Here is a 23,291-nt window from a genome sequence, read left to right as displayed (position 1 = left end):
CATGCCCGACACTGATCTCCCTTCCTCAACCGGATGCCTGTTCCCGGCGATGACTGCAAAGCTGTTCCGCGATGCCTCGCAAGGGGAGATCGCTTCCGTCCAGGATGGTGGCCGTGGATGGCGAGGCTGCTACCGATGCGCCGCCAGCGCCACCCCGTAAGGAACCATCACGATGATGAATGTCCTGTCCTGCCGGGCGGTCCGATCGAGCGCTCTGCCGTCTTTTCTGCTGCTCGCGATGGCCTGGGCCGGGGCAACCTACGCCCAGCCTGGCGCCTCAGGAACGCCGAGTTCCACCCTCCTTGCCATTGACGGAGTGATCGAAGGCGAGAAATCAGGGCCTGCCGAGAACGTGAGCGGTATCTCATGTGCGCGCCCACGTCCAAGCGGGCAACGGACCTGCATCATGGTCGATGACGAGGTGGGCTTCGCCCAGCGTGTGACCCTGGACGGAAATGTGCTCCGCGCTGGTAGTCGGGCATCCAACTCGGTCCCGATTTTGACGCGCCTGGACGACCCAGAGATCCGAGGCCGACGTCCCACCGGCCTGGGCTGCCCAGTGCACACGGGCAAGTTCACTCAGCTCGACGGCGAGGGTATCGCGTTCCAGGAGACGGGTGCGGACGGGAGCGGATTCTTCTACGTGAGCGGTTCCCATGGCTGTTCGCGGAACTCCGGAGAGGAGCGGCCATCCCAGTTCATCCTGGCCCGCATTCCCTATGATGCGGCGACCGACAGGTTTGGGGCGGTCGTCCGCACCTGGCGCCTCTCCGAAGCCCTGCACACAGCGGCAATCCTCGGGCCACGGTTCGGTCATCCCCTCGACAACACAGGTGGTGACGGCGGTCTCGACATCGAGGGAATCGCCGTCGATCGCGATCGTCTGCTCGTCGGGTTCCGGGCGCCGAACATTGACGGAAGGGCATTCATCCTCCCCGTGCCGCTGGGACCGCTGTTCGCAACGGAATGGGCTGTGGTCCCGGAGCAGCCGATCGAGCTTCCCTTGGAAAGACAGGAGGGCATCCGCGACCTCGCCTCAATGGCCGATGGGCGGGTGCTCGTCCTTACCGGCCCCGCACCGGACAAGGCGGATGTCCAGCCTCGGCTCATGGCATTCGATCCCAGGATCGGTGCTGCCTCCCTCGTAGAGATCGCCAAGCTTCCTGCCCCGGAATCCAATGGTGCCAAGTACGAAGGTGTGACCTTCCTGGAACAAGGGGGCGGCGCGGTGAGCGTCGTTATCGTGCAGGACGGACCGTCTAATGGGCGCCCAACCAGGTACCAGTTCTCCATCCCCCACAGGTCGCCATAGATCGGGCCTCGCTACGACCGGAGCGATGCCATGCGGTCGGCCTGCAGCGTCAGCTTCTCGGGTGACCAAGCCGATCATCCGGGTTGTAGTTTCAGGCCGCCACAGCAGGTTACCAATCGACGCTGGCCCGGGCTCGAGCAGCGAGCAACATAGGTGAGAGCAGCCCTTGAGCCGGATCGGACGAGAAGTGCCCATGCAAGCAGTTCAGGAAAAGCCAGAGTTCAACCGGCGCCTGCTCCAACTCTGGTTGGCGTTTACCCTATCCAAGCACTGGGACTTCACCATGTCGCCTTCGAGGCCGGTCACTCGGGCGGGGTCAACCTCAACACATACTCAGCATGAGAAGACTGGTCGCGAGGAAGGGAGGCTCGCCCGTGACTAACATCCCAATCGAAAGCCAAGCCAAGATCATCCTGATCTGGCCGGGACCTGTTACCGGTTCCGAGGGCACCCTGAGCTTTTTTGTGGAGTCCGAAACCAACGAGGGCGAAGGCTGCACCCTGGTTACATCCGACGACCTCGAGGAGCACGGCCTCATCGAGCCTTTCAAGGCTGAGCGACTCGTCTCCCTTCTGACAATCAGATCTTGTGCTATGCCGAAGGTGGCATTCGCGTCACCCAGTCAGGCTCTCATACGTCACCGCTGAAGGCGACCTCGCGTCCTCCCCCTACGCCCGCAAGGCGCTGGTCTGCGCGCATGAGCTTGGACTGCAGAGCGAGTTCGAGGTCGTCTCGGTCGAGACCAGCCCGATCCAGTCCAGCTCCGAAGTCAACTTGGCCAATCCTCTTGGGAAGGTGCCGGTCCTCCTGCGGGAGGACGGCCCGGACCTCTTCGACTCTGCCGTTATCTGCGAGTACCTCGACAGCCTGGTCGCGGGCTCGAAGCTCTTCCCGCAGGCTGGGGAGGAGCGATGGCGCTCTCTGCGGATGCATGCCCTTGCGGACGGGCTGTGCGACGCGGCGCTCGCAGTCCGCCGCGAGCGGAACCGGCCGCCCGAACTGCGATGGCCGGACTAGGAACGAGCCCACCTTAGCAAACTCAATCGGACCTATGACTTGCTGGAGCGAGACTTGATGCTCCTGGACGGCCCTGTTGGGATCGGCCAGGTCGCGTTGGGAACAGCGCTCGGCTGGATCGAGTTCCGCGCCGTCGGCGATGATTTTCGTCGGGGACGGTCGCGCCTTGCGTCATGGTACGAGGCGTTTCGGCACCGCCCCTCCATGCTTGCTACGCCGATATCGGAATGCTGGCGCACCGAAAGCAAGTGCCAAGACCCTCGGATCAATCCTTCCTCCGGGAGCAAGGTTGGAGCCAGGCAAGCAGGGTTGGCACGCGTCGGTAGGGTCAGACGCACGATGTTCATGAACAGTCGTCGCTCGGCGAGGACGGAAGGGGTAAGCGTTTCCAATATGTCCGGGCGCTCGAGAAAAAATCATCCTGCTGTTCATGACCCGTTGGTTAGGATGGTTCCGGTCACAAGCCCTGATCCAGGTTGAAACCGCATGGAGAAATGCAGCGGTTGCTCAGTGTCCTAGGATCCTCGCTGAGGCCTTGCTCGGGGCCAAGCCTCCTACCCCAGCACTTTTTAGATTGAGGGGCTCCACGGGCTTCTGTGTGGCTTGGCGCGGCATCGAGATAGGCGTTGGTCCGTCCTGCTGCGGAGAGCGGGCACACCGGCTGGAAAGGACGAATCCTCGCCTCATCCGCAAAGTCACCCGGCCGATCGATGGTCTAGCCGCACTGGAACATCAGATCAGCGGTCTTGAACTGACCAAAACAATGACGCTGCCCCCAATCCCACCCTCGCTGAAGTAGCGGAGCAGGCCATCCTCAAGCGGCGACACGCCGCGTCGACCAGCACCAGGGTTTTGGAGAAGCCTGGGACCGCCGCCTGTCGAACAGTACTCTACGCTCGTTCTTTCAAGGCATAAGGGTCAGCCGCGGTACAGGGCACGTAGCCGGGCGCAGATTAGCCTTGCGCCTGGATGGGCCTGCGGCTGGGTCCACACCCACAGTCCGGCATTGCTGGTCTTGTCCGACCCACGAAGGATGTAGAAACGTGACCTTCCCCCGCACGAGTGGACAGGGGTTACGGCCTACGCGGCCGCGGCGAGTTGTTCCATTTCAGCTGGGGCTTTGTAGCCGATCGCTGAGTGGAGGCGGGTTCGGTTGTAGAAGGCTTCGATGAAGGCGAAGAGGGCAGATCTTGCGGCTTGTCGGGTCGGGAACGGCTCGTCCTCCCCGAGTTCGGTCTTGAGGCTGCCAAAAAAGCTTTCCATGGGGGCGTTGTCCCAGCAATCACCTTTTCGGCTCATGGAGCAGAGCATGCCGTGCTTGGCGAGCAGGCGGCGGTAGCCGCGGGTTCGGTTGTAGAAGGCTTCGATGAAGGCGAAGAGGGCAGATCTTGCGGCTTGTCGGGTCGGGAACGGCTCGTCCTCCCCGAGTTCGGTCTTGAGGCTGCCAAAAAAGCTTTCCATGGGGGCGTTGTCCCAGCAATCACCTTTTCGGCTCATGGAGCAGAGCATGCCGTGCTTGGCGAGCAGGCGGCGGTAGCCGTGCGCAGCGTATTGGCTCCCGCGGTCCGAGTGCAGCAGCAGTTCCGGACCTGGTCGGCGGTTGGTGATCGCCATCTGCAGGGCAGCGATCGTCAGCTCCTGGGCCATGGTCTCGCGCATGGCCCAGCCGACCACTTTGCGTGAGAAGAGATCCAGCACGACGGCGAGATACAGCCAGCCCTCACCAGTTGGAATGTACGTCATGTCCGCCAGCCACACCCTGTTGGGTCCGGAAGCGGTGAACTGGCGGTCCAGAAGGTTGGGGGCGACGGGGAAGCTGTGCTTGCTATCGGTGGTCACCCGAAAGCGGCGTTTGGTCCGTACTCCGATGCCGTGCTGCCGCATCAGGCGCGCCACCCGGTTGTGGCCCACCCGCTGCCCCTCGGCCTGCAGGGCCGCATGGACCCGTGGACTGCCGTAGCGGCGTCGGCTCTCGGCATGCACACGGCGGATGTCCCCAAGCAAGGCCTGGTTGGCCTGCGAGCGGATGCTCTCGGACCGGCCCCTCCACGCATAGTAGCCGCTGGCGCTCACCTCCAGGACCGAGCACATCACCCGCACAAGGAACATCTCGCGATGGTCCTCGATGAAACGGAACCTCATCTCGGCGGGCCCGAGAAGATGCCGATAGCTTTTTTTAGGATGTCGCGCTCCATCTGCGCCCGCTCGAGCTCCTTCCGAAGCTGTCGGATCTCGGCCTGCTCCGGTGAAGCGGGCAGCGTTACCTTGCCAGTGCCCCCTTGCCCTGCAGCCAATCCCGCTGGTCCATGACCTCGCGCCCGCCAGTTCCGCAGCATCGATGGCTNCCACGCATAGTAGCCGCTGGCGCTCACCTCCAGGACCGAGCACATCACCCGCACAAGGAACATCTCGCGATGGTCCTCGATGAAACGGAACCTCATCTCGGCGGGCCCGAGAAGATGCCGATAGCTTTTTTTAGGATGTCGCGCTCCATCTGCGCCCGCTCGAGCTCCTTCCGAAGCTGTCGGATCTCGGCCTGCTCCGGTGAAGCGGGCAGCGTTACCTTGCCAGTGCCCCCTTGCCCTGCAGCCAATCCCGCTGGTCCATGACCTCGCGCCCGCCAGTTCCGCAGCATCGATGGCTSGATCCCAAACTCCYTCGCCACCTGCATCAGAGGGCGGCCGCTGCTCTCCAGCAGCAACACCGCCTCCCGCTTGAACTCCTCCGTGAACTCCCGTCGCGTCTTGCTCGTCATCAGGGCGCCTCGCTCCCGCAGGAGCTTATCTGAGGTGTCCACCAACACGGGGGAGGGTCATCCTCGTCGCCGCTACCGTGATGGGTGACTTCCGATCCTACGTTTACCGCCGTCCTTCGACAGGTGCGCGGTTCAGGGTGCAGGTGTCGTTCCCACAGGCAAGCCGCAGCCGATAGGCCGGTTCCCCATCCTGTGGCGGAAACTCCAACTCGGCCGTTCGCGCCTCCTGCCATCGTAGGAAACGCAACGGGGTGTCGCCGACGGAGCGGAAGATCCGGCGGGCCCACCGCGTGTTCGGGTCGGCGAAGACGGTTAGGGTCTCGACCTGTCCGAAGGCATCGTCCCGCTCCAGCAGGACCATCAGGCGGCCGTCAGGGGAGAGGTGGGCGACGGGCGGAGCGCGGACAGGCAGCCAGGGCGTTGCCAGCGCGGGCGCGTCGGGCATTCCCGGCGCGAGCGCGGCGAGCAGGGCAAGGACAGCGGGGCTGACAGTCATCGGTGCATCTCCGCAGGACGCAGAAGCCGCGCGGTCAGCACGATCCGGAGCACCGGTACCCGCGCCGACGGTTCCGGTCACGTCCACGATCCGGTCAGTGGCACGGAGGTGACCTACGCTAACGACCTCTACTCTGCCGCCGACGACGGCTTCGACGCCGTGGCCTGATCCAGGGTAGGGGACCGCGTCAGGCAGTGATTGGTATCCGCCCTGCGGTACTGCCAACTCGGTGACACCAGTAGGCGCTTCTTCGCCCTTATCGACCTCCGCACGCGGGAGAGTTGGAGGCTGAAGAACTTCGCCCGAGCCTGCAGCGGCGCCTGAGAACGCGACGGTCGCCTTCCAGCCGCGACACTTCATGGACGCCCTTCCCGTGCCGGTATCGCCGATCCCGGCCAGGGCAGGACGACATGCCGCCGCGTCCTGTCCTCGTGAACGAAACCGCTGACCGCCACGGGCGGGCGGTCGCGTCCCATCCCGTAGGTGGCCGGGTCGTAGTCCCATCGCACGTCGCCCGAGAATTCCTGCCCCGCCACGGAGTACGGAGCCGCGTGGTCGTACGTACTCTCCAAGGGCGAGCCGTCCTCGTTGAAGGCGATGATCCAGGGCATCCTCCCCACCACCGGGGATTCCAGGGGCTTGTCGAGGGGGAACGCGAAGTCAAGCTGTAGCCATACCTGACGCAGCTCCGGCCGGGGCTGGACGCTCGTACGCGGCGGCAGGCTCCACCCCCTCCACGTCGGCGCGCCCGACAGTTCGCAATTCCGCAGCCGTCCCGCGTTCGTCAGTTCGACCTCACCCTTCGCGCAGAGCCAGCCATCGACCTCCTGTGCGTCCGCCAGCCCGACGATCCATCCCCCCTCTACAACGCGCAGGCGGCCGCTCGCGCGGACGCCGAGGATCTGCGTTGGGGCACGGAGAGTGGCGGCCTCAGGGCGGCGGTGGGACGGGTCGTCCCACACGACTTCCGTTCCAGCGGGGAGCGGGAAGCCGCTGATCACCTGCGGCCGGTCCAGGATCGTGGTGATGCGAGCCATCTCGATGCGTCGCTGCAGGCGTGAAAGAGGCGTGCCCGGCTGGAAAGCCTCGTAAACCCACAGATACAAGGCCAGCAGGACTGCCGCGCCGATGCCCGCGCCCCAGAGAAGAATGAGGAATGCGCGAGGCCAGGTCATGAGGCCGGTTCCTGGTGTCGCCGCATCTTCCGTCTCGCCACCCCGACCCCTCGCGGCATCCTTTACCCCATCCTGCCCCAGACCCTGCTGCACGGCATGCCTGCCGATGAAGCGTGACATTTCACAGAGCATCGGCGACAGCGCGTAACGCCCTCCCGAGATCGGCGCGGTGAAGGGGAGTTCCAAGGGCGAGCCGTACCGCGTTCGATGGAGTGCTCGTCGCCGAGGTGCGGCACTCTGCGCGACCTGGGGGGGCAGGGCCCTCACAGGGCAGCCCCACGGCCTCAAGGATAAGACGGTCCATCACGTCTTCCGCTTCCGGGGCAGCCGGGTCATACGCTTCGACGTATAGGACGCGTTGCAGGCAGGGTCCTGATCCCATCCTTCCTCCAACCATCAGCGAGGCTCCAACGTTCATGATGAACTCGACGGAGCGATCGCGATGGCCCGCCCACGGCACCTTGTACTCACCCTTTGCGGGATCTCTGCCGCGTTGGTCAGCCTGCTCGCTCCGGCTTCATCCTCTGCTCAGTCACAGGAAGGCAACGCTGCGAGCAGCAGGTCGGCCACGCTGGACGCGGTGCGCGCCCGGCGCCTCGTCCTGTGCGGCGTCTCGGGAGAGTCGCCGGGCTTCTCCCTGCCAGATAGCCGCGGCGAGATGCGCGGCCTGGATGCCGATACTTGCCGCGCCGTCGCCGCCTCTGTCCTGGGCGATGCCAAGCTGGTGCGCTTTGTCCCCCTCTCGCCTCAGGCGCGCTTCACGGCCCTGCAATCGGGCGAGGTGGACCTCCTGGTGCGCAACACCAGCTGGACGCTGACCCGGGAAGCCTCGCTCGGCCTGACAATGGCGTGGATCAACTTCCACGACGGCACCGCCTTCGTGGTGAAGGGCGATGCCGGGGTGACCTCGGCGAAGGGGCTGGACGGAGCCACGGTCTGCCTGCTGCAAGGCACCACGACGGAGCTCGACGTCGCAGCCTATTTCCGGGCCAACGGCCTCAGCTTCACGCCTGTCCTGTTCGGCGGGGTGACCGAGACCGGGGCTGCCTTCCTGGCGGGGCGATGCGATGCCTGGGCCAACGACGCCTCCTATCTCGGGGCGTTCCGGGCCACGCAGCCCGACAAGGGGCTGGTCATCCTGCCTGAGCGAATCAGCTCCGAGCCCGTCGGCGCCATGGTGCGCAAGGGCGATGACAGCTGGTTCGACCTCGTGCGGTGGACGGGTGCGGCGCTTGTCGCGGCAGAGGAGGCTGGGGTGACGAGCGCGAACGCCGCCGAGCAGAGGCGCACGACCGCCGATCCGTCGGTGCAGCGCCTGCTAGGCACCCAGGGCGATCTCGGGACCGCGCTGGGCGTTGACAGCGCTTGGGCCTTCAACATCATCAGTCAGGTCGGCAACTACGGCGAGATGTGGGAGCGGAACCTGGCACCGCTCGGCATCGAGCGAGGCGCCAATCGCCTCGCCTCCCGGGGCGGCCTCATGTACGCGCCGCCGATGCGCTGAGGTCGTCACGACCAAGGCTGCCTCAAAGGCGACCAGAAGGTCACGGCCCCCCCCCATTGGCTCGCCTGCAGCACTTCGGGCGCTGAGCTTTCGGAGAGCAGGGCAGGCAGATTAGGCTCCAGCCTCATCTCCCACCTGCGCCGGAGTTCCTGCCGTCCTGGTCATCCAGCGACGCACTGAGGTGGTACTCGACACCCCCGGCTTGAGCGAGAATGCGGCTTTTCCCCCAAGCTGGTGGGGCAAGCCCTTCTACGTGCCTGCCCACAAGGCGAGGGCGCCTCAGAGACCAATCGCGCGATCTGCTACCTTCCACGCCAAGACGGCATCATGGGTGACCAGCAGTACCCCGAGGCCCCGCCCCGGTGGCCGGTTCGCGCAGGAGCAGCATGACGTCCTGCTGGGTCAGAGGATCCAGCCGCGAGGTCGGCTCGTCCGCGAGCAGGAAGACGGGGTCGAGCGCCAGGACCCGCGCGAGGGCGAAGCGCTGGAGTTCGCCGCCGGACAGCGCGTCCGGCCTGCGTTCCAGCAGGGCTGGGGCGAGCCGCAGGCGCTCAAGCAGCCCGATGATCGCGGCCCAGCCGATGCCATGACGTTGGGCCAGATCCCCGAGGGCCCGCCGCATGGTGAGATGTGGAGCGAAGGCGCTGGGCGGGTCCTGGTACAGCTTGCTGAACTGCCATGAAGCTACCCCGGGCAGTCGGCGCACCGCCCCTGCATCCGGCTGCAGCAACCCGAGCAGCACGTCTACCTGTTCCGGGATGGACACTCAGCGGCTGGCCGATCAGTACGTGCGTCCACTTGACAGCACGCCGCTGAACCATTCGGGCGGCCAGAATGGGCGGTCAGCGTCTGCTCGTTACTTAATGAGCTTGACGACACTGCGGAAGCGCGGGTGCTCACAGGTGGCGAGCCATTCGAAAACCACCATCTCCGTCGTGACGATCTCGGCTCCATGTCGCTCCATGCGACGAAGCGCGGCCTCCTTGCTCTCCTTACGTCGTGCTCCGAGCGCGTCGCGCACCACAACCACCTTCCTGCTTTCTGCCAGAAGCCCGAGCACAGTTTGCAGGACACAAACATGCGCCTCGCAGCCCGCTACGACGAGCACCCTCTCCGGCGGCAAGCGATCCAGGAACCCGGATGCTCGCACTGCGTCGAAGGTCATCTTGTGCACGGTGAGGCCGGGCGGACCGAGTTCCGGCATCGTGGGTCCGAGCCCGGCTGGATTCTGCTCGGTGAAAAGGACGGGGATCTCCAATAGCGCCGCGACATCAAGAAGGCGCCGGGCGTTGGCCACCGCGTCTTGGCCGCTCTCGATGGCGGGCATCAAGCGGGCTTGGAAGTCGATCAGGAGTAAAGCAGAGCGCTCACGGTCGAGAACCGGCATCACCCCTGTTCCTGCACCAAACGACCGATGCACTCATCGACATAGGCTTGCATCCGCTCGGGGGCACTAGCGCCGAACATCCGGATGCGACCCGTGTGAAGCAACAGGAGTAGGCCGGTGGCATGAGCGAATGTGTCGACCATCAGGAGTTCGGCCTCCGGGCGGGGGGCGCCGAGTTCCATTGCAGCGTCAGCAATTGGTCTGAGCGCCGCCTCGAGGAATCCATTTAAGGCCTCGTCGCGCTCCCGGCCGAGCCCCTTCGGCTTCATGCCACCGCGGAACAGGTAGAAGCCAAGGTCGAGGTCCCGGGGGTTCTCGGCGTAGAAGTGGAAGAAGGCTACCGCGGCGGCCCGTAGCTTGGCCTCGGCGCCCAGGGCTCCGGCGACGGCCTCGTCGACGTGGCGGCGGAGTGACGCCAGGGATCCCTGGAGCACCTCGGCGTAAATTGCCTCCTTCGAAGCGAAGTGGAAGTAGAGCGCGGCCGGGGTGTACCCGGCCCGCAGCGCGATGGCCCGGAGGCTGGCCCCCTCCAGTCCCTCGGCCGTGAAGACCTCGCGCGCCGCCTCCAAGATCAGCCCCCGCTTGTGGTCGCTGACCGCCTGCTGCCGCTCCGCCCGCCCTATGGCCATGCCAATCCTTCCAGAAGTGCTCTTACGCTTGACTCGGAATCTAACGCTGTTCGATAACTTGAACACCAAGAAAGGGGAATGGCATGCTGATGGACGCCGCGGCGTATCGGGAGTCCCTGCGCGCCTACAGCCCCCGTGTGTTCGTCAACGGCCGAAAGGTCGAGAGCGTGGCCGACGAACCCCTGCTCGCCCCGGGCATTAACGGGGTCGGCGTGACCTACGACTTCGCGCACCATCCCGAGCACCAGGTCCTGATGACGGCGCGCCAGGGCACCTCTGGCAAGACCGTTAACCGGATGCTCCACATCAACGAGACCTCGGCCGACCTGCTGCATAAGCTCGAGGCCGTTCGCCTGGTCTGCAAGGTATCTGGCTGCGCCCAGCGCTACCTCAGCCACGACGCTCTCAACGGCCTCTTCCAGGCGACCAAGCGCACCGACGGGGAGCACGGAACGGACTACCACCAGCGCTTCCTCGCCTACCTGCACGAGGTCCAGAACAGGGACCTGACCCTCGGTGTCGCCATGACCGACGCCAAGGGCGACCGTTCCCTGCGCCCGGGCCAGCAGGCCAACCGCGACGTCTACGTGCACATCAAGGAGCGCCGCCCGGACGGCATCGTCATCCGCGGCACCAAGGCGATCGTCACTGGCGCCCCCTACATGCACGAGTTCCTCGTCATGCCCTGCCGCACCCACACCCGGGAGGACGCTGACTTCGCGGTTTGCTGCGCTGTGCCAGTCGACGCGCCGGGCGTCACCATCGTGGCGCGGCCCGCCGGGCGGCCCGGGGAGGCCGCGGCCAAGTTCTCGGCGAAGTACGGGCAGTCCACCGGCGTCGTGATCTTCGACAACGTGTTCGTGCCCCATGACAAGGTCTTCCTGGCCGGGGAGACCGAGGAAGGCGGCTTCCTCACCACTTCCTACGCCACCCACCATCGCCACTCCTGCATCGGCGCACGGGCGGGCTTCGGCGATCTCCTCATCGGTGCCGGAGCCCTGATGATTGAGGCGAACGGGCTCGACCCCAACCGTCACGGGCACATCCGGGACGCAATGGTCGACCTTATCACTATCACAGAGAGCTTCTACGCCTGCGGCGTTGCCTCCTCCGTCTACTGCGTAAAGGATCCGGCAGGGTCGGTGATGCCGGACGCCGTGTTCTCGAACATTGGCAAGCTTCTGCTCGCGACGAAGATCTACGACATGCACAAGGTCGCCCACTACGTCTCTGGCGGGCTCATCGTGGCGCTTCCGGGTCCCGACGAGGACCACAACCCCGACACCCAGGCGTCACTCAGCGAGGTGCTGATGGGACGTCAGGATATCGCCGTCGAGCAGCGCCTGGAGGTCGCACGGCTGATCGAGGACCTCACCGTCTCTCACCAGGGCGGCTGGTACTCTCTCATCTCCCTTCACGGCGGCGGATCCCCTGAGGCGATGAAGCGGGAGATCTGGCGCAACTACCCAGTGATGGAGAAGGTGGAACTCGTCGAGACCCTACTGGACCGTGGCGTCCTGGATCAGGGGCAGCGCGCTTCGAAGCAGCCCGGCCGTTGCTGCGCCACCGGCTGTGACGTCCCGACCCCCTCCAAAATGTCCTAAACCTTCGGGCGGCCCCCGTTCCCGCCGCCGAGTGACGGCCTCTGCCGCCGGGCTCCGGTGCGGCGGCCCCTTCGAAGCTGACAACGGCACAGCAATGGGGCGGGAGTGTAGAAAGCGTTGAACCGAGGCCCTACCTAAGCTCGGTCTACGCCCTTAACTCAACGCGGATAACCTACGTGAGGGTGGGGTCCTGATCGAGACCGGCTGGCACCCCTTCTCCCGGCCGAAGTTCCCCGTGGAATGAGTGTTTTGCGGCCAGTTTCCGGATGGCGCCTGGTTCGGCACCGAAGCACAGGCCAGTATTGGACTGCCCGCATTCTACGGCCGATGTCCCCCTTTCCTGCGGTGGCCTGATCTATGTTGGCAGGCTCTTTCAATGGGAGGACCTATAGCATCAAACGTCGCACCCCGCTTTGGGGCGCCCGGGGCATGGATCAGATCTGCTCCTTCTGGAGCAGCGCGCCGTGCAGCAACCTACCATCAGCCACACCACATCATACACTGAGCACCCGCCCGAGCGGCACCGCCTCGTCCGCAAGCTACAGAGCATCACGCGGCTGACGGCCGAGGAGCGGGAGGCCATCCTGGACCTGCCCATGACGGTTCGGAGCTATGTCCGCGGACAGGACATCGTCAGGGATGGCGACCGCCCGAGCGAGTGCTGCCTGATCCTGGCTGGCTTTGCCTTCCGCTATAAGCTCCTGCCCGACGGGCGACGGCAGATCATGGCCTTTCACACGCCGGGTGACATGCCAGACCTGCAAAGCCTCCATCTCCAGGTCACGGACCACGGAGTGGCGGCGATGATGCCGACCCAGGCGGCCTTCATCTCGCACAAGAAGATGCAGGTTCTGACAGGGCGCTTTCCTGGGCTACTGCATGCCTTTTGGCGCGACACGCTGATTGATGCCGCCATCGTCCGCGAGTGGTTAGTCGGGAACGGCAGGCGGGACGCCCACGAGCGCATCGCTCACCTCATCTGTGAGATGCTGCTGCGGTTCAAAGGCGTGGGCCTCGCCCCGAGCGACACGTTCAATTTACCCGCGACCCAGGCGGACATCGCGGACGCGCTCGGCTTATCCAACGTACATGTGAACCGCGTGTTGCAGGACTTCCGGCGGGATGGACTGATCACCTGGACCAACTACACGGTCAGCGTCCTGAAGTGGGATGAGTTGCAGGTGCGTGGCACCTTCGATGCAACTTACCTGCACCAGGTCCACAAGGCTGCCGCATGATCCCGGACCTCACCCTGACATCAGTCCGGCTTGGAACAGGCGCGGCAGACGAGGACGGGCGGCTGGTCTTCGCAGGAGATCATCTGGTCGCGGTGCTCGTGCGCCTCGCCGAGGGGCACGACGACGCGGGGCACTGGTTCTTGGAACATGGCTTCGGCAGACTTGACGTGTCTCTGCCTCCCACTTTCCCCGACCTACCGGCTGCCGAGAACTGGATTGCGAGCAGGCTGAGCGGCACGGCGGACCGTGACGCCACCCTGGCGCTCAACCAGACACACCTCCCAGTTCCTGGTCCCCTATCATAGCAACCGGTGCCGCCTCGACGGGTGCGGCGGGGCAGAGGAGCTAGATCAGCCCTCTGAGGCGCTTGCCTACTTCGCTGCCCGGCTCGTCCTTTGCCCGGTCGAGATGCAGGTAACTCGCCTCAAACTTGGCCGCTTTCCGCAACCCAGCGGCATAGAGCACAGTCCAGCGTTTCCCTTCTGTGGCGATTAGCCCGTCCTCACGCAGTCTTTGCAGCATGCGGTTGACATGGACGGGTGTGAGGCCGGTGGCATCGGCGAGGTCGGACTGGGTAATCGGGAAGTCGAAAGACTGGTCCTGAGCAACGCCCACTGCACGCATCCGCAGCATCACTTCGTAGATTAGGAAGGCGATGCGGCCAGAGGGCGTCGCGTCGCCCTCGTCGATGATACGCTCCCGCAGCACACTCTCGTCCTGCAACGTGTTCTACCAGAAGGCGAGCGCGATGCCAGGGCGGTGGAACATGAGGTCTCGCATCATGTCACACGACACCAGGCAATAACGCTCGGTGCCAAGCTACCGATACTGTGGTCCATCTCCTTCAGGATGAAGATCTCGGCGTCGCAAGGGTCACCCGGCACGAGGAAGGCCATGATCTGCCGGTTGCCGTTCTCCAGTAGCTTGTAGCGGCAGGCGGGGCCGGACATGACAATGTGGATGTCGGGTGAGTGCTCGCCCTCGCGGATGATGTCCTCGCGCAACCCACACTCCCTTTGGTGCTTGGATGTGAGGTCGTTCAGCAAGCGCCTGTCGTCATCCGAGAAGCGCCTGTACTGCTCCATCTTCATGACCATTGGATTTTCCAAGAGCCTGTCCTCCACTTTAAACGGCGCCTGCACGTCGATGCTCTATAGGAGCACCGAAAACGAGGACGGGTTTCTCCTCTGCCCAGTCGGAGGCGACCAAGTATGCCTCCTGCGGAATGGCTGTTTAAGGTTTTTAACCGCCGACCGACGGCAAGCTGACTAGAGGTCTGCTGGTGGTGCTATCCCACTCGAAAGTGCCATTCCATTCTCGATCCGAACATACCGTTGAAGCCAAATCTCGGCGGTCGGTTCTTGTGTTGCTTTTTAGGGCTTTGGCCGCCTGCACGATTTTCCGAAATCTGCCGCCTGCTGCCAAATGAATTTTGCAACGATGGCTATTGGTTTGATGGCAACTGGCGCTTGGCTGACCTCCCAGGTGGCGCTGGCATCGAATAGTAAAATCGTCGACACCGAATTTTGGGGTGTGATGCTGACGTCCCGGCCCGGGATCTCCGCAGTCATCATCGGACTAGGCCTGCTCTTTTTCGATGGTGCAACCTTGATGGGCCTTGGTGCCATGATCCTTGGGGCAGCGGGGATCATGGCCGTCGCAGGCGGCTACACCGCCATTAGGCACACGACGCAGCATGGTCCACAGGCTCTGCTGGTAGCTCCCTCAGTGATACCTCTTTGCGGGCTCCTACTGGGCAAGAAACTTGTGGTCACTGGTTCTGGCATCCAGGCGAGGAGGCTCATTAGTGGCGCGCTTGGTCGAGGGGTGGGTATGCGCCACCACGTGGGTGGTGACTGGTCTTGTCTTGGCGGAGGCAATCCTCGTCTGGCTGCTCGTCACGCGTCCGGACGCCCCCGTAACGACGCCATATGACTCAGCTGTTCTCGCAGAGATTGGTTTGGTTCACGTGCTTCTTGGTTCTGCCGCCTGGCACCGGTTCAGGCTAACCTCAGCCCTGACTATTATCATGCCTGGGGCTGGAGCTGGAGCTCACCTTGCAGCCTCGCTCGGCTGGGAGATCTTGGCGATGGTTCTTGTGTTCTGGGCCGTGTCGGAGACGACCTCAACTAGCCCTTCAGGCAGGGATGAACCTACACAAGCGGGCTGATCCCGGTTCGGGACTGCTCGTCAGAGGAGCTATAAATCGCAGTAGCTTCTCCGGGAGCAGCTTGCCCTTGCCATTTGATGGCCACCGCTCCTGATCTCGCCCTGATGGTAGTGAAGGTCATTGCACCTATTGAGCCATTCTCTCCACGGGACTGCGGACATTCTCGCCGCACGCGTGTACCGTCGGCCGCCCCTCGTGTGGGCACGATAAATATGGAGGACGCGTGATGCAGATCGATCCCTGCCATTGCTGCGGGGGCTTACTCCACCCGCGTCCCCAGGGGCGCCGAGCCCTGGGCGGCATAACCACTAGCCTTCTGGCCGCCATAGCGCTGCCTAGCCGTGCTCAGGCAGCCGATCCAGTCCCCAGGACCACCCTTTCGCCCGATGAAGCCCTTGCTCAAATGAAGGAGGGTAACAGTCAGTTCCGCACGGAGGCCCCGTACCGGGCGGCGCAAGGCCGCGAACGGCGCGTTGAACTTGCGCGCGGCCAAGCTCCCTTCTGCGCCCTGGTCGGCTGCTCTGACAGTCGTGTACCGCCGGAACTGCTCTTTGGCCGTGGCCTCGGCGAGCTCTTCATCGTTCGCAACGCCGGGAACACGATCGACACCGCGGCACTGGGCAGCATTGAGTATGGCGTCGGCGTGCTCGGCTGCCCCCTCATTGTCGTCCTCGGGCATGAGAGCTGCGGTGCCGTCGCCGCGGCGGTAGAGGTGGTGCAACGCAACGCCATCTTCCCTGGTGTCATTGGGGAAATGATTCAGCCGATCATCCCCGCCGTCCTTTCCGTCCGGCGTCCCTCCGGCGAGATCGTGCTGGATGAGGCTGTCGCCGCCAACGCCCGGCGGGTCGCCGCCCGCCTAAAATCGCAGAGTCCAATTGCTCAGGAAGCAGTACGAGCGAATAAGCTCAAGATCGTCGCCGCCCGTTACAAGCTCGATGACGGCAACGTCGAATGGTTTGAAGACATCTGAGCTCTGGACAGCCGACTTTCGGCAGTTAGAGTCATCGCGGCACGTCGCAGGTGATCGACCAAGCGTTAGCGGTCCAGACGGTTGCCTGGACCGCTCACCGCATCACTGCCCTGGGCGCTGTGCTTGAACGCGCCTTGCTCATCCAGGCTGGCTTGGCGATGCTGGAAGGGGCAGCGGGGTTCCTGGCCTGGTATGGGTCCCGCGAGTGGCCGTGGGTGGCAGGGAGCCTGTTCCTGCTCGCGAACTGGCCGTGCGGTCCACCCCGAGGCGTTATACCCTCGGGTCCGGCGGCGCGAAACGGAACTGGCTAATTGGGGGCTGAGCGGCCCTGCTCGATGCAGTTGTGTTAGTAGCGTCCGGGGCCTGCTCTCGCTGTTCCATGCATCCACCGTGGCGCTTCTCCAGTTTGTCAAGGGAACGTGGAAGACATCCGAACCATTCCGCTGCTCGCCGTAGCAGGAAGGTGACAGCGCGGCTCTGGACCAATGCTCATGGTGATAGGCCATTGGCTGGCCTTGCCCGCGTCGTTCCTTCCAGGAGCTCTCGAAATGGACGCCGGAGCACCTGTAAGAGGCGGCGAGGCTGACCGATGTTCCCACGTGCCCCATCAGAGCGGAATGGAGTGATGCCCCAGTCGGGTGTTCGACGCCGAGTGCGAGGAGGGGGGCTGAATAAGGTTGCCGACCTTGCTTCGGCATGGCTCCAATGACGGCTGCCCTAACCGTCGGCAGGTGAAACGGAGTTACAGGAGGCAGGGGCATGAACAGCAGCATTGCCCGTCTCAAGGTCACCCTCGACGAGGTAAAGCCCGCGGTCGTGCGCCGAGTTGAAGTGCCGCTGACAATCCGGCTCGATCGCCTACACCTTGTGCTTCAGGCCGCCATGGGATGGACCAACAGCCATCTCTACGAGATCCGTGCCCGCGAGGTGGGCTGGGGCATTCCCGATCAGGATTGGGGCGGAGGTCCTCTCGATGCCCGCAAAGCGCGCCTCTCCGACGTTATCGAGGACACGGGCGCGAAAACGCTGCGGTATCTCTACGACTTCGGGGACGGTTGGGAGCACACGGTTAAGATCGAGCGCATCACCGATGCCGTTCCCGGCCAAACGTACCCGCAGCTGATCGATGCCGTCGGACGCTGCCCGCCCGAGGACGTCGGTGGTCCATGGGGTTATGCCGAGTTCCTCGAGGCGGTCGCCAATGAGCAGCACGAGAACCATGCTGCGATGATCGAATGGGCTGGACGCCGTTTTGATCCTAATATAATCCATATTGATGATCACGCGAAGGCCATTGCGGTTTTTGCAAAGGCATGGACGCGCAAGCCAGCCGCTAAACGCGAAGCGGCTACGACGTCAATCGTTGGCCGCCGCAAGAAAAGCAGTGACGCTGAGTAAGCGCACGAACGAGAGCGTGTGATTGCAAGATGACGCGTAGACATGGGAATCCCTTGCCCAGGAGACTTTAACATCGCTCTTTGCTCGGATGCGATGCAGATCTTGAACTGGCGGAATAATGGACGACGTTACGCGTGAAAGGCAACAAGGGTTCAATCCGTACGGCAACGTGCTAGGATAGGTAGTTCAGCTTGCTCTGCGAAGGACATTACATGGCAACTAAACTCAACGTTGATCTCGAAGCACTCTCTGTGCAGGAACTCACCAAGCTTATCGACGAGGCACAAACCAAACTTGCTGATAAGCGCGAGGGTGCCAAAGCCGCGCTACTGGAGGAGATGGCCAGCAAAGCAGCGGAGCTGGGCATGAGCCTGGAAGCACTGGTGGGAAAAAGTCCCGGCCCTCAGAGCAAAATGCGCAAAGTACGCGCCGACAGCGGCAAGCCAGTGCCAGCAAGGTTTCGTGGGCCGGACGACAGCACGTGGAGCGGACGTGGCCGTATGCCCAAGTGGCTCAGCGAGGCTATCGAGCGGGGGAAGAAGAAAGAGGATTTTGCCGTATAAGGTCTGGTCTGATCGGTTAACAACTGTTCAATTCTAACTGCTCCTGGGGGCTCGTTCGTCCTGACGAGGCGGAAGGTTGAGGAGAGGTGGTCGGAGCACCTCCCCTTGACGGCAGTGTTCGCGGCGAACCGATCTGCCAGGGATCGATGAGTAGAGGTCTGGCTCGGTGTCCTAGGCTTCGAGTCAGACCACAATGTGTCTTGCTCAATATTAGGCTTGAGCGCCTCCAGCATTCTGTGTTTGCTGGCGAACAGGCGGCAGTCGCCGACGAGGATCTTGGAAGGCTAGTGCGTGTTCGGGACCATGCCCGATGATAAGCGTGACCAGTGGGAGATCGCTCTCTTCTGTTAATGGAGTGAACGCGTTAGCCGAGAAACCTCACCGCCCAAGGCGGCAGTTGTAAGCATGGCAAGCTGTCCCGTCTCTGCTGCCCGACGAGCCTCCGCCATACAAATGGTTGCATCGCGGCAATCAGTCTTCGAAATCAAGGCAGGTATCAGCTGTGCAGGATTACGTCCTGAACCGTCATAATCCTTGAACCAACAAGCACGTGCCGATGCCAGGGCGTGCACCGCGTCGGGAGCCCGGAGGAAGTAGGTGGCTCCTTCCCCAGGAGTGGCACCAGGACCGACGAGGATGAGGACGACAGTCCATATGGGATGGCCAGCAGCATCCGGTTGGCCAACGACGCCGGTGTATGCGTTCGGGTCATCAAAAGGCATGAATGGAGTCCAGTGGGTGGATCAGCCGCGCGACTGTTAATCACGACATCGTGAGTAACATGTCAAGGTGCCAGACGCCGCTTCCTGATCGAGCGCTCAGGCCGAGGCGCGGAAGGCACATGCCTCAGTCTGAACAGATCGACCGACATTTGTGTTCTTCACGGTGAGCGCGCTGCAAGCCTCCGGCACACGTATTCCATGCCTGGCAGTCTTAGATCCAATGGCCTGAGAGGGGGGCTTCAGGATCTTTTTAGTCTGTTGGTGCATCATCCAAGCCTCTTCTCGCCCGTGAGGGATGCTCACTGATCGGAGGCAATCGCCCCATCGGTGCCGAACCTTTGGGTGGGGTGCGGTGAGAACCGACCACAGATGATTGATACGATGTCCGGAACCCGAATGGATGCTGACCCTCAAACACTCGGCGGTGCCTGCGGTGATTGTTCAAACGGTCTAGCCGCGCCCTTTCCCTTCTCCATGGCCTTCCAGCCCATCGTGGATTTGGCCACTGGTCGTGTGCACGCCTACGAGGCCCTCGTGCGCGGCCCGGCGGGAGAACCAGCGCTGACGGTTCTGTCGCAGGTCACCTCGGCGAACCGCTACGCCTTCGACCAGTCCTGCCGTGTCAAAGCGATCGAACTGGCGTCGCGCCTGGGGATGGTCGGGAGCGGCGCCACTCTCTCCATCAACTTCATCCCGGGCGCCATGTACCGCCCGGAGAACTGCGTCCGTGCCACCCTGGCGGCGGCGCGCCGCCACCGCTTTCCCCTGAACCGTCTTCAGTTCGAGGTCACCGAAGGCGAGAAGGTGGAGGACCCCAACCACCTCACCAGCATCTTTCGCGAGTATCGGGCGCGCGGCTTCCGCGTGGCATCGACGATTTCGGCGCGGGCTACGCGGGCCTCGGACTACTCGCCCGCTTTCAGCCGGACGTGATCAAGCTCGACATGGAGCTGATCCGCGGGGTGGACCGCGACCGCGTCCGGCGCGCCATCGTCGGCGCCGTGCTCTCCGTCTCCGCCGAGCTGAACATCACGGTAGTAGCGGAGGGCGTGGAGACCCGGAGCGAGCTGGACGCGCTGCGCGACCTCGGAGTGAGCCTCGTACAAGGCTACCTGTTCGCCCGCCCCGCCTTCGAACAGCTGCCACCGATATCCATAGTTACCTGAGTGATACATCAACGGCTTTTAGCCGCAATTTCTTCCTTCCACCCGATTGAAAAATTCGCTCACTGCATTTTCTGTAAGAGCATATCGGGTGATTGGCGTTGCGCACATTTGGTGGTTTAAGACGTAACCGTTCACCAATGCGTGCGGGTTCGTTCGACGCCGACGCTATGCGCTAGATGACGCGTCGACCGGGCGTGTACCTTGCCCATGCGCGGTCCTGACACCATATTCAAAGTGGTAGTCGGAATAGAAACGGTCCATGCCTGACGCTGTATGCAGCCGATGTGGTATTGTTTTTGAGGTGCACCGAATATTTCGCCGAGCTGATGGAAGTCTGCATTGGACGCAGGCTCCTAGCGCCCGACATGGAATGAACCACATGGTTCATCAAATTTGCCCCGTGCGACGAGCTGCGCCCATCGGTTGGACGCCGAACTGCCGTCATGAGAATGAGGCCGTCGAGCAACTCGTACATCGTGTCATCGATCTTGGTGAGTAGACGTCGGACCACTGAGTGCGGTCAGGCGTTGATATACCGCGTGATGTGCCCAAACCTCCGTCTCTGAAGGCATTGTAGAACCAAACTGGTGCGATTGCTCATCAGTGTCGACGTTGCTTTTCGTAGTTCGGCGAGCTGTTCGGTGCTATCGCAGTTGATCTCCTCGTCAGTCGCTGCACTCCGACTTGTGGGATAATTGAGAGCCTCCGTGCGGGATCACCGGCCGCGCTCCCGCGGGCGGTCTGCATGGCCAAGGATTGTACCGTCGCGAGCGCATTTTTGGCTCGGTGGTTCAACTCCGCCACCACGAGACGCAGCCGCCTCTCGCTGTCTACGAGCGAGGCGGTCGCCGCACGGCGCTGTCGAGTCTCGGCCAGCAGTGCCTGGGCGAGCTGGTCTGCTTCTGGCAGGCCGAGAGCCCGAGCGCGCGGAGCCAGATTATCAAGAGAGGCGGCGAGCTTCAGGAGATCGGTGATCGGCCGCAGCACCCCGCGAGCGATCTCACGGGCGAGGAGAAGGCCGAGCGTGAGGACAGCGGCTTCGATCGCGAGCAGGGTTAACGCGCTGATCAAGGCGGAGCGCGTCAGCGTCGCTTTAGGAACCGCAACGGCAACACCCCACCCGTAGGGCTCTGGCAGGCGGGAAAAGGCGGTGAGGACGTGGACGCCGTCCGGGCTAACGGCCTCCAGAACACCGTCGCTAGCGCCCGACGTCCAGCGCTCCAGCAAATCGGGGGTAATGGGGTGGCCGACGAAGCGGTCCGGCTCAGATGACCATGGCGCACACTTGCCGTCCTTGGATCGAGGCAACTGTGTCGGTGGTTAGGCTCCGACTTCCGGCGTGTTGGAGTGGCCCCCATTTCGGCCGGACACCGGGCGTAGCCACAAGGGCCTAGGCTTACGCCTGGGCATACGCCTATGCCGAACGACCCCACGCGCGTCGAAATCATCGCCAGCCGCGAGCGCCGCCGCCGCTACAGTGCCGACTACAAGCTCCGGCTGGTCGAGGAGACCATGCAACCGGGGATGACGGTCTCGGCCGTTGCCCGCCTGCACGGCGTCTCGCCCAGCCTGCTGTTTCAGTGGAGGCGACGCATGGCCGAGGGCGGCAAGGCAGCGATCCAGGCTGACGGCGAGGTGGTGGCCGCGGGGCGGCTGCGCGAGCTGGAGGGCCGTATCCGCGACCTTGAGCGCCTGCTCGGGCGCAAGACCATGGAGGTGGAGATCCTACGGGAGGCCCTCAGCGCCGCCCGGGGAAAAAAGCCCGTCTGGCAGTTGCCGTCGCCGCTACAGGGCGGTTCCCGGTGAAGGTGGTGGCCGAGACCCTGGGCGTGGCCCGCTCCAACCTGGTCGAGCAGGTCCGGAGGGGAGCAAAGCCCCGGGGCCGCTACCGGCGCCAGGGCGACGACGAGTTGCTGGCGGCCATCCGCCAGCTCACCGACGCCCGGCCCACCTACGGCTACAGGCGGATCACGGCCTTGCTGAACCGTGCCCGCCGAGCCTCCGGAGCCGAACCCCTGAACCACAAACGCGTCTACCGGCTGATGCTGCGGGGGCAGCTCCTCCTACAGCGGCACGGCACCCAGCGGCCGATCCGGGCCCACGAGGGCAAGGTGATCGCCCCGGCCTCGAACCTGCGCTGGTCCTCGGATGGCCTGGAGATCCCGTGCTGGAACGGTGAGGTGGTGCGCCTGGCGTTTGCCATCGACACGCACGACCGCGAGGTCATGGCCTGGATCGCCACCACCGGCGGCGTCAGCGGCGAGATGATCCGTGATCTGATGCTGGCCTGCGTCGAGCGCCGATTCGCGGCCCTCCGGGCGCCCTACCCCGTGCAGTGGCTCGCCGACAATGGCTCGGCCTACGCCGCCCACGACACGCGCGACTTCGCCGTCGCGCTCAACCTCATCGCGTGTTTCACACCCGTCCGCAGCCCCGAGAGCAACGGCGTCAGCGAAGCCTTCGTGAAGACGCTCAAGCGCGACTACGCCCGCATCAATCCCAGGCCCGATGCCGCTGCCGTCCTCCAGCAGCTCCCCGGCTGGATCGAGGATTACAACGAGAGCCACCCCCACAAAGGCTTGCGAATGCGCTCACCCCGTGAGTTCATTCGCGCCCAGTCCCAACCAGCCCCGTGTCCGGTTTAATGGGGGCAACTCCACATTTCAGGCCCCCTTTTTAAGCGTCAGTCCATCATGGATGGCGCGTTATGGAAACGAGGAGGCGGACGTATGGTTGCTATTATGTTCCACGCTTCAGATACTCTTTCGAAGCCTTATGGAGCAACTGGATCCGGCGTGAGGCGAGACCTGGCGCAACGATGCCTTCTCGTGCGGCAAACTCGCCGCACGTCTCGACGCGGCGAAGGTGTTGTCCGGCAGAAGGAACCTAGTGCACTGACTCAGACAGAAGATGCAGGGAGCCTGGCCAGCTTGTCGAGAATGATGTCGGCGGACTTGATCCAGGCGAATGGCTTGGCGGCCTTGTTGTGGTCTCGGATGTAGCGAGTGATCGCGTCCTGCAGGTCGGGCACCGACTTGAAAACGCCGCGGCGGATGCGCCTGCGGGTGATGGCCGAGAAGAAACCTTCGACGGCGTTGAGCCAGGACGCCGAAGTCGGCGTGAAGTGGAAGATCCAGCGCGGGTGATCCGCCAGCCACTGCTGCACCTTGGGGTGCTTGTGG

Annotated in this window: 22 protein-coding genes and 3 pseudogenes; 13 read left to right on the top strand and 12 right to left on the bottom strand. The window is 63.6% G+C overall.

The features are described from left to right. The first annotated feature begins 172 nt into the window (after positions 1 to 172). The 4 genes and pseudogenes from EAH89_RS15695 to EAH89_RS33445 all read left to right on the top strand — a co-directional run. Positions 173 to 1,312: a DUF3616 domain-containing protein gene (locus EAH89_RS15695; protein WP_140884639.1), complete on the top strand. Its 1,140-nt coding sequence runs from the start codon at positions 173 to 175 to the stop codon at positions 1,310 to 1,312. Between the two features lie 374 nt (positions 1,313 to 1,686). Then, entirely contained in the window at positions 1,687 to 1,959 is a 273-nt protein-coding gene (locus EAH89_RS31765) for a hypothetical protein (protein ID WP_162559125.1), read from the top strand. After that, complete coding sequence (locus EAH89_RS32190; RefSeq protein ID WP_206667570.1) at positions 1,901 to 2,329, top strand: glutathione S-transferase N-terminal domain-containing protein; 429 nt, start codon at positions 1,901 to 1,903, stop codon at positions 2,327 to 2,329. Before EAH89_RS31765 ends, EAH89_RS32190 begins: the two co-directional genes overlap by 59 nt. Before the next feature lie 21 nt (positions 2,330 to 2,350). Then, a pseudogene (locus EAH89_RS33445) lies at positions 2,351 to 2,809 on the top strand (hypothetical protein); the annotation flags it as partial. A 600-nt stretch (positions 2,810 to 3,409) separates the two neighbouring features. Here EAH89_RS33445 and EAH89_RS15685 read toward each other — a convergent pair. From EAH89_RS15685 to EAH89_RS15665, 4 genes are all read right to left on the bottom strand, one after another. Continuing rightward, positions 3,410 to 4,471 carry an IS3 family transposase gene (locus EAH89_RS15685; RefSeq protein ID WP_140884638.1) on the bottom strand — a complete coding sequence of 354 codons (1,062 nt, stop codon included), beginning with the start codon at positions 4,469 to 4,471 and terminating at the stop codon, positions 3,410 to 3,412. Between the two features lie 295 nt (positions 4,472 to 4,766). Next, entirely contained in the window at positions 4,767 to 5,084 is a 318-nt protein-coding gene (locus EAH89_RS15675) for a transposase (RefSeq protein WP_140884636.1), read from the bottom strand. Positions 5,085 to 5,187: 103 nt separating this feature from the next. Then, positions 5,188 to 5,580, bottom strand: a complete 393-nt coding sequence (locus EAH89_RS15670; RefSeq protein WP_140884635.1) for a hypothetical protein — start codon at positions 5,578 to 5,580, stop codon at positions 5,188 to 5,190. 356 nt (positions 5,581 to 5,936) lie between these two features. Next, positions 5,937 to 6,941, bottom strand: coding sequence for a hypothetical protein (locus EAH89_RS15665; protein ID WP_140884634.1), 1,005 nt, complete (start codon positions 6,939 to 6,941; stop codon positions 5,937 to 5,939). A gap of 256 nt (positions 6,942 to 7,197) precedes the next feature. Here EAH89_RS15665 and EAH89_RS15660 point away from each other — a divergent pair, with 256 nt between their 5' ends. Continuing rightward, a complete protein-coding gene (locus tag EAH89_RS15660) occupies positions 7,198 to 8,259 on the top strand; it encodes an amino acid ABC transporter substrate-binding protein (RefSeq protein ID WP_140884633.1) in 1,062 nt (353 codons plus the stop codon). 325 nt (positions 8,260 to 8,584) lie between these two features. On the opposite strand, the gene EAH89_RS15655 is transcribed toward EAH89_RS15660, so the two are convergent. The 3 genes from EAH89_RS15655 to EAH89_RS15645 form a co-directional block, all read right to left on the bottom strand. Continuing rightward, positions 8,585 to 9,025, bottom strand: a complete 441-nt coding sequence (locus tag EAH89_RS15655; protein ID WP_140884632.1) for an ATP-binding cassette domain-containing protein — start codon at positions 9,023 to 9,025, stop codon at positions 8,585 to 8,587. 90 nt (positions 9,026 to 9,115) lie between these two features. Continuing rightward, complete coding sequence (locus tag EAH89_RS15650; RefSeq protein ID WP_140884631.1) at positions 9,116 to 9,646, bottom strand: isochorismatase family protein; 531 nt, start codon at positions 9,644 to 9,646, stop codon at positions 9,116 to 9,118. After that, positions 9,646 to 10,275: a TetR/AcrR family transcriptional regulator gene (locus tag EAH89_RS15645; RefSeq protein WP_140884630.1), complete on the bottom strand. Its 630-nt coding sequence runs from the start codon at positions 10,273 to 10,275 to the stop codon at positions 9,646 to 9,648. Before EAH89_RS15645 ends, EAH89_RS15650 begins: the two co-directional genes overlap by 1 nt. 83 nt (positions 10,276 to 10,358) lie before the next feature. Here EAH89_RS15645 and EAH89_RS15640 point away from each other — a divergent pair, with 83 nt between their 5' ends. Beyond that, complete coding sequence (locus EAH89_RS15640) at positions 10,359 to 11,879, top strand: 4-hydroxyphenylacetate 3-hydroxylase family protein (RefSeq protein ID WP_140884629.1); 1,521 nt, start codon at positions 10,359 to 10,361, stop codon at positions 11,877 to 11,879. 464 nt (positions 11,880 to 12,343) lie between these two features. After that, the gene (locus EAH89_RS15635) at positions 12,344 to 13,117 is read left to right on the top strand and encodes a Crp/Fnr family transcriptional regulator (RefSeq protein WP_206667569.1); all 774 of its coding nucleotides are present in this window, start codon (positions 12,344 to 12,346) and stop codon (positions 13,115 to 13,117) included. Between the two features lie 20 nt (positions 13,118 to 13,137). On the opposite strand, the gene EAH89_RS33095 is transcribed toward EAH89_RS15635, so the two are convergent. From EAH89_RS33095 to EAH89_RS31285, 3 genes are all read right to left on the bottom strand, one after another. Continuing rightward, on the bottom strand, positions 13,138 to 13,266 hold the full coding sequence (locus EAH89_RS33095; protein WP_277753839.1) for a hypothetical protein: 129 nt from the start codon (positions 13,264 to 13,266) through the stop codon (positions 13,138 to 13,140). Positions 13,267 to 13,462: 196 nt separating this feature from the next. Next, a complete protein-coding gene (locus EAH89_RS15625; RefSeq protein WP_161993619.1) occupies positions 13,463 to 13,825 on the bottom strand; it encodes a Crp/Fnr family transcriptional regulator in 363 nt (120 codons plus the stop codon). 71 nt (positions 13,826 to 13,896) lie between these two features. Further along, positions 13,897 to 14,121 (bottom strand): cyclic nucleotide-binding domain-containing protein, encoded by a 225-nt coding sequence (locus EAH89_RS31285; protein WP_161993618.1) that lies wholly within the window; start codon positions 14,119 to 14,121, stop codon positions 13,897 to 13,899. Positions 14,122 to 14,924: 803 nt separating this feature from the next. Between EAH89_RS31285 and EAH89_RS33440 the strand changes: the two genes are divergently transcribed. The 5 genes and pseudogenes from EAH89_RS33440 to EAH89_RS33350 all read left to right on the top strand — a co-directional run bounded on the left by EAH89_RS33440 (position 14,925) and on the right by EAH89_RS33350 (position 20,109). Then, a complete protein-coding gene (locus EAH89_RS33440; RefSeq protein WP_161993617.1) occupies positions 14,925 to 15,287 on the top strand; it encodes a CopD family protein in 363 nt (120 codons plus the stop codon). Positions 15,288 to 15,690: 403 nt separating this feature from the next. Beyond that, positions 15,691 to 16,260: a carbonic anhydrase gene (locus tag EAH89_RS15610; RefSeq protein WP_241667043.1), complete on the top strand. Its 570-nt coding sequence runs from the start codon at positions 15,691 to 15,693 to the stop codon at positions 16,258 to 16,260. 759 nt (positions 16,261 to 17,019) lie between these two features. Next, complete coding sequence (locus EAH89_RS15605) at positions 17,020 to 17,658, top strand: plasmid pRiA4b ORF-3 family protein (RefSeq protein ID WP_140884624.1); 639 nt, start codon at positions 17,020 to 17,022, stop codon at positions 17,656 to 17,658. 212 nt (positions 17,659 to 17,870) lie between these two features. Continuing rightward, positions 17,871 to 18,221, top strand: a complete 351-nt coding sequence (locus EAH89_RS15600; RefSeq protein ID WP_140884623.1) for an H-NS histone family protein — start codon at positions 17,871 to 17,873, stop codon at positions 18,219 to 18,221. A 1,091-nt stretch (positions 18,222 to 19,312) separates the two neighbouring features. Next, positions 19,313 to 20,109: pseudogene (locus tag EAH89_RS33350) on the top strand (EAL domain-containing protein). A 600-nt stretch (positions 20,110 to 20,709) separates the two neighbouring features. On the opposite strand, the gene EAH89_RS15590 reads toward EAH89_RS33350, so the two are convergent. After that, on the bottom strand, positions 20,710 to 21,417 hold the full coding sequence (locus tag EAH89_RS15590) for an HWE histidine kinase domain-containing protein (protein WP_140884622.1): 708 nt from the start codon (positions 21,415 to 21,417) through the stop codon (positions 20,710 to 20,712). Between the two features lie 108 nt (positions 21,418 to 21,525). Between EAH89_RS15590 and EAH89_RS15585 the strand changes: the two genes are divergently transcribed. Next, positions 21,526 to 22,754 (top strand): IS3 family transposase gene (locus EAH89_RS15585; protein WP_241667042.1). Its coding sequence is split into 2 segments (ribosomal slippage): positions 21,526 to 21,862 and positions 21,862 to 22,754, totalling 1,230 coding nucleotides; the frame shifts between segments, so codons are not numbered across the junction. Between the two features lie 254 nt (positions 22,755 to 23,008). Here the strand turns inward: EAH89_RS15585 and EAH89_RS15580 are convergent. Further along, a pseudogene (locus EAH89_RS15580) lies at positions 23,009 to 23,291 on the bottom strand (IS630 family transposase); the annotation flags it as partial.

Source organism: Muricoccus nepalensis (assembly GCF_006438825.1).
GTDB classification, from domain to species: domain Bacteria; phylum Pseudomonadota; class Alphaproteobacteria; order Acetobacterales; family Acetobacteraceae; genus Roseomonas; species Roseomonas nepalensis.
Note: the sequence above shows the minus strand (reverse complement) of the source record. Positions and strands in the feature narration are given on the sequence as shown.

Excerpts from the sequence above, each read along its gene's own strand:
- EAH89_RS15695 (WP_140884639.1), top strand. The coding sequence starts at position 173 with ATGATGAATGTCCTGTCCTGCCGGGCGGTCCGATCGAGCGCTCTGCCG.
- EAH89_RS15685 (WP_140884638.1), bottom strand. The coding sequence starts at position 4,471 with ATGAGGTTCCGTTTCATCGAGGACCATCGCGAGATGTTCCTTGTGCGG.
- EAH89_RS15670 (WP_140884635.1), bottom strand. The coding sequence starts at position 5,580 with ATGACTGTCAGCCCCGCTGTCCTTGCCCTGCTCGCCGCGCTCGCGCCG.
- EAH89_RS15660 (WP_140884633.1), top strand. The coding sequence starts at position 7,198 with ATGGCCCGCCCACGGCACCTTGTACTCACCCTTTGCGGGATCTCTGCC.
- EAH89_RS15650 (WP_140884631.1), bottom strand. The coding sequence starts at position 9,646 with ATGCCGGTTCTCGACCGTGAGCGCTCTGCTTTACTCCTGATCGACTTC.
- EAH89_RS15645 (WP_140884630.1), bottom strand. The coding sequence starts at position 10,275 with ATGGCCATAGGGCGGGCGGAGCGGCAGCAGGCGGTCAGCGACCACAAG.
- EAH89_RS15640 (WP_140884629.1), top strand. The coding sequence starts at position 10,359 with ATGCTGATGGACGCCGCGGCGTATCGGGAGTCCCTGCGCGCCTACAGC.
- EAH89_RS33095 (WP_277753839.1), bottom strand. The coding sequence starts at position 13,266 with ATGTTCCAAGAACCAGTGCCCCGCGTCGTCGTGCCCCTCGGCGAGGCG.
- EAH89_RS15610 (WP_241667043.1), top strand. The coding sequence starts at position 15,691 with ATGAAGGAGGGTAACAGTCAGTTCCGCACGGAGGCCCCGTACCGGGCG.
- EAH89_RS15605 (WP_140884624.1), top strand. The coding sequence starts at position 17,020 with ATGAACAGCAGCATTGCCCGTCTCAAGGTCACCCTCGACGAGGTAAAG.
- EAH89_RS15600 (WP_140884623.1), top strand. The coding sequence starts at position 17,871 with ATGGCAACTAAACTCAACGTTGATCTCGAAGCACTCTCTGTGCAGGAA.